4 protein-coding genes are annotated in these 5,771 nt (G+C 30.9%); 1 reads left to right on the forward strand and 3 read right to left on the reverse strand.

Going from position 1 to position 5,771, the window contains the following annotated elements; translation table 11 throughout:
• Positions 1-59: 59 nt before the first annotated feature.
• Complete coding sequence (spoVB, locus tag B2671_RS05265) at positions 60-1,562, forward strand: stage V sporulation protein B (protein ID WP_346869475.1); 1,503 nt, start codon at positions 60-62, stop codon at positions 1,560-1,562.
• Positions 1,563-1,630: 68 nt separating this feature from the next.
• Here the strand turns inward: spoVB and B2671_RS05270 are convergent, their stop codons facing one another.
• The 3 genes from B2671_RS05270 to B2671_RS05280 are packed head-to-tail and all read right to left on the reverse strand — an operon-like array spanning position 1,631 to position 5,432.
• Positions 1,631-3,256: a polysaccharide biosynthesis protein gene (locus tag B2671_RS05270; protein ID WP_346869476.1), complete on the reverse strand. Its 1,626-nt coding sequence runs from the start codon at positions 3,254-3,256 to the stop codon at positions 1,631-1,633.
• A 12-nt stretch (positions 3,257-3,268) separates the two neighbouring features.
• Positions 3,269-4,225: an RluA family pseudouridine synthase gene (locus tag B2671_RS05275; RefSeq protein WP_346867232.1), complete on the reverse strand. Its 957-nt coding sequence runs from the start codon at positions 4,223-4,225 to the stop codon at positions 3,269-3,271.
• Between the two features lie 22 nt (positions 4,226-4,247).
• Positions 4,248-5,432 (reverse strand): M20 family metallopeptidase, encoded by a 1,185-nt coding sequence (locus tag B2671_RS05280; protein WP_346869477.1) that lies wholly within the window; start codon positions 5,430-5,432, stop codon positions 4,248-4,250.
• Between the last annotated feature and the right edge of the window lie 339 nt (positions 5,433-5,771).

The raw sequence follows: 5,771 nt of genomic DNA on the forward strand, positions 1-5,771 counted from the left end.
TATACTTCTCATCTTTGACTTGTTATTTATTTTCAGATGCCTAATTGGAGGTAATAAAGATGAGTAAAGATACTTTTTATAGAGATACATTTGTGTTGACTCTTTCTAATTTAGCCATGGGCGTATTGAGATTTATGTTTTCTATTATACTATCAAGACAGTTAGGACCAGAGGGAGTTGGACTTTATGGTTTGATAATGCCTATATATGATTTATTTTGTTGTTTAGTATGTGGAGGAATAATTGCTGCAATTTCAAGAGAAACTTCTGCTTATCTTGGTACTAGGAGATTTGAAGATTTACATAAAACTGTTAATGCTTCCCTAGTTTTTATAGTACTTTGGTCAATTTTTATAGCAGGTATTATGTTTATACTTAGTCCAATAATCTGTAATTATATTATTAAAGACCCTAGAGCAATACGTTCCTTATGGATAGCTTCTCCTGCTATTGTTTTTATTGCTATATCCTGCGTATATAAAGGTTATTTCTATGGAGTAAGTCAGGTAATAACCCCTTCAGTTATAGATATATTAGAAAAAGCTGTTAGAATGGTGATATTAGTAGGAGTAATCTACTATTTATCTCTTAAAACCATCGAAAATACAGTAGCGGCAACCTATCTTTCATTTACTATTGGTGAAATAATAAGTTTCGTATTTCTATATATTTTCTATAAAAGAAGTATTAAAAAGATTCCCTATACCAATAGTGTAAGACCAGATAACAGCTTTCAATTGTTATTTAACATACTAATTATTGCTGTTCCCCTAGCTATAAATGGTTTTTTAACTACAGCACTTCAAAGTGTATCTACACTTTTAGTACCCATAAGGTTAGTTGCTGCTGGGTTTGATCACATAGGTGCCCTTGAGATAATAGGTAAATTTAATGGTATGGCTCTTGCTATTGTGTACTTCCCATTAGTTATAGTTGTATCTTTGTCTACAGTAATAATTCCGGATATATCTAAAAAAATAAGTCAAAAGGATTTTTCTAATATAAACTCTAGAGTAAATGAAGTAATTAAAATTTGTTTTATGTTAGGGGTTTCTACAGTAATTATTTGCTATGTATGTCCTAATTTATTAGGTGAAGTATTCTTTGATAGAAATGACTTAGGTAGCTTTATAAAGATAGCTTCCCTTGCAGCTCCATTTATGTATTGTCACTACTGTACCTATAGTATTTTAAATGGTATAGGGAAACAAAAGGTTATCCTTTTAAGTTCCATTGCTACAGCTTTGATTGAGTTAGTTCTAATATTTATACTTATAGGTATTCCTAGCATAAATATCTATGGATATGGAATTTCCTTGATTGTAACATCTATTATAGGATTTTTAATAAATCTTTATTATATTGGACAAGTGATAGAGCTATCTTTTCCAATTTGGGAAATATTAATCCTAGTGTTACTAACAGTTTTAGTATATTTAGTAACAACCATCATAAGTTCTATAATTCTTAATACCTTTATCATTCCTAAAATCATAACTATCATTGTAGTTGCTTTTTCCTTATTCTTTGTATCAAGTTTTTTAATACGAAAAAGTTCATAAAATAGAACCTAGAACTTAATTTTTAAATACTAAGTTCTAGGTTCTATTTTAAAATAATTTAATAATATTTATTTTAACTTTTTATATATTCTTTTAGGTATAAGTTTTGTAATTTTATTTGGCAGTGAATTTAAATCGGACTTTTTAACACCACCTATGGTTACTAACACTAATCCGTAGGCTCCAGCAGATAATGCTATACTTATTAATGATACAAATAAGTTTAATATATAACCACCGAAAATTAATCCTAGAACTCCATTAAATATCTTATATGAGAAAAATGTCACTATCCCCATAGCTAATCCAGCTATCAAAGGTTTTATATAACAAGGAATCAAGTGTATCCTTCCATCAATAGAGTCATTTATTTGCCATTGGAATAATATAAGCATTACTAAATAACAGGCTGCATTACCCCAAATAGCTCCAAGGATTCCAAAGGAAGGCATTGCTATTAATATATAATTTACAACAACTTTAGTTAATATTCCAACTACAGAAAATATAGTTACTACGTTTACCTTACCCATTCCCTGCAGAATAGAAGTTTGGACTAATGTGATAGCATATAGGATTAAAACCCAAGCTCCCCATATTAATAAAGGGGATACCTCCTTATCATATCCTAGGATTCTTAAAATAGGCATAGATAGAATTCCTAATCCCACAGCGCAAGGTATAGCTATCATAAAAGTAACTCTATAGGAAGATTTAATATTAAACCTAAGACCTTTTTTATTATCTAAGGCATGAATTCTAGATATGGCAGGAACAAGAGCAATAGCTAAAGCTCCAATAATAGCCATAGGAATTGACATAAGCGTGTTGTAAAGACCTAAATATCCCCATTGAATATCAACAGTTTTTTGACTTAATCCTGTAGATAAGAGTCTAGACTTTACGATTTTTAAGTCTACTATAGTTCCCGAATTCTGCAGTGCAGAAGCTATAGTTATTGGAAATGCATACTTTAATATAGATTTAATAATAGTTTTATTACTTAATCTATTTACCCCAGCTTTATTCTTTTTGGGGGCGTGATTAGATCCATACATTTTATAGGCTAATATAAAGTATAAAGATGCTCCAATAGCTCCAACCACTGTACCTATAGTTCCTCCAGCAGCTCCATAGGATACACCTTTTCCCATGAGTAGATAAGCAAATAATAAACTAAATATTATATTTAGAATTTGTTCTCCTACTTGGGATACTGCAGTGGTGGTCATGTTTCCGATACCTTGAAAATAACCTTTGTATGCACCCATTATTGAAGTAAATAATAATGCTGGTGCAAGCCATCTAGTAGCTAATATTGATTCAGGACTATTAAAAGCTATACTTAAGGGTTTTGCCCATATAAACATGAATACGGATAGGATTAACCCTAAGATTATAAGTAAAGTTCTAGATGCTCTAAAGGTTTTTATTGCATCTTTGTAGTTTCCCTTTGCTTCAAGTTCCGATACTAACTTTGCAATGGCTACAGGTATACCCGCATTAGCTATAATGTATATATAAGAAAAAATTGTATATGTAGAATAGTATACTGACCAACCCGTTGATCCTAAAATCTGCCTAAGTAAAGGTGTATAAACTACCGATAACACCTTTACTGACATCATAGATATGGTGAGTACCATAAAGCCTTTAGCTACAGAGTGCTGAGCCCCCTCAGTTCTGTCATTCATATTACCCCTCCATTAAAACTTAAACACATCATTCTTTATCTTCTTTAATACTGGTGGTAAAGATTCTGCTATAGTTTTATTTTTCATATATTCAAGCTCCTCTGAGTTTGATTTAAATATTACTTTATATGCATATAGGAATTGAAAATCTAAACCATATCTATTTACAAAGAAGCTATTAAGCTTTTTATCTCCATATTTAGAATCTCCAACTATAGGATTTCCTAGCTCTGATAAGTGAGCTCTTAATTGATGACTTCTTCCAGTAAGTAAGTTAATTTCTATTAGGGAAAAAGTACCACAACTTTGAATAGTTTTAACTTCCATAGCAATTTCTTTACTGTTTGGAACTTCAGTCCTATATACCTTAGAAATATTTGCATCTTCATTTTTTAAGATATATCCTGTATAAGTTCCGTCCTTTATTCTTCCTTGTACTAGAGCCATATAGTATTTTTCAATACTTCTTTCCCTTATAGCCTCATTAAGAGCCTTTAGATATTTGAAATTTTTTCCAAATATAACGACACCAGAGGTATTTCTATCTAATCTATTGCATGGAGCAGGAGTAAAAGTTACTTCTTTTTCAGGTTCATAATCACCCTTGTCATAGAGATAGGATAAGGCATAGTCTGTTAAAGTTGGTTCCCCATTCTTTGTATCACTATGAACTAATAAATTAGGCCACTTTTCTACCATAAGTATATTTTCATCTTCATAGGTAATTTTAAGATTATTTTCTATTCTTTCAAATTTCTTTTTTTCACCACTAGTTTTTATATATCTTATTTCTATGGTGTCTCCCTCTTCTAAAACATATTGTTCTTTTATTTTTTTACCATTTACTCTAATGTCACCTTTTCTAAATGCCTTATATATAGCACTTAAAGGTACATCCTTCAGTAACTTTCTAAGGAATTTATCGCATCTTTGACCAGCTTCATTTGAACCTATTTGTATATTATTCATATTGTCCTCCAATATTTCTTTCTTATAGTTTGTTAAGATAGTTTACAGCCATATTACAATGAACTGCTACTCCTATTTGTAGACATTCCTCATCTATATCAAATTTACTACTATGAAGAGGATATATTATTCCTTTTTCAAGGTTTCCACATCCTAATTGATAAAACATAGCTGGAACCTTAAGGGAGAAGTATGCAAAACTTTCTACCCCCATAGTAGGTTCTCGTAATATTTTAACCTTATCTTTTCCTAATAGAGCTACACTATTATCATAAAATATATTATACATAGTATCGTCATTATATAAACATGGATAACTCTCATCAATAGTAATTTCACAGGTGCCTCTTAAACTTTCTACCTGCATGGTTACCAATTCTTTTAATCTTTTTTTCATGTATTCCCTATCCTCTAGGTTCATAGTTCTAATTATACCCGTTATAGTAACCTTATCTGGTATAATATTGGCTGCTGTACCTCCATTTATAGTTCCTATAGTTATTACCCCTGGTGATACTGGACTAGTCTCTCTACTTACCAATAATTGTAAAGTATTTACAACCTGAGCTGCAATTACTATAGGGTCTATCCCTTTATGAGGACTTGCACCATGAGAACTTTTACCACAAATAGTAATGGTAAAAGGATTAGAAGCAGCATAAGCTACCCCTTGCTTAAGTCCAATAGTTCCCACCTCAAGACTTTCATCTACATGACATCCAATTATTGCATCCACATGAGGAGCGTCTAATGCTCCTTCTTCTATCATAATCTTAGCTCCACCAGTAGTTTCTTCAGCAGGTTCAAAAATAAACTTTACGTTTCCTATTAACTCTTTTCTATGGTTATTTAAAAGTTTAGCTGCTCCAAGTACCATTGTCATATGAGCATCATGGCCACAGGCATGCATTTTTCCATAAATCTTAGAAGCATAGCAGTGACTATTTTTTTCATGGAGAGGTAGTGCATCCATATCACATCTTATAGCTATAGTTTTTCCATTACTACTATCTGCTTCTCCATATATAGTAGCTACAACACCTGTACCTGCGCAAGAATAAAATTCTATATTTTCATCCTTTAAGAAATTTTTTATTTTATCAGAAGTTTTATATAAATCAAAATCTAACTCTGGATTTTCATGGAATTCTCTTCTTATATAAATTAATTCTTCACTTATTTGTTTAGCTTCCTGGATAAAGTTCATCTGAAACCTCCTTACTAATAATTATATATTATATACAAATATACAAAAAAATAATAGACTTGAAGTCTATTTAAGAGAAGTCTTAACTATATTGTACTTCAAACCATTATATAACAGAAAAGCTTTCCTTTCAATATCATAGTCAAATATGTTTCAGTTAAGCAAAGTTTATGAATGATTCTTCACAATATATGTAAATAAGCAGAGTTTTTAGCTTCTTTGAAACTTAATAACAAAATTCTAAGTATTCATTTAGTTGATACTTAGAATTCGTTGTCCAGGGACGTATCAGCTATTAACTCTCGCTTTGAAAAAGACGGGAGTATTAGAGCTGGTAGT

Origin of the sequence: Clostridium sp. UBA5119 (assembly GCF_002414285.1) — a bacterium.
Classification (GTDB): Bacteria; Bacillota; Clostridia; order Clostridiales; family Clostridiaceae; genus Clostridium_J; species Clostridium_J sulfidigenes.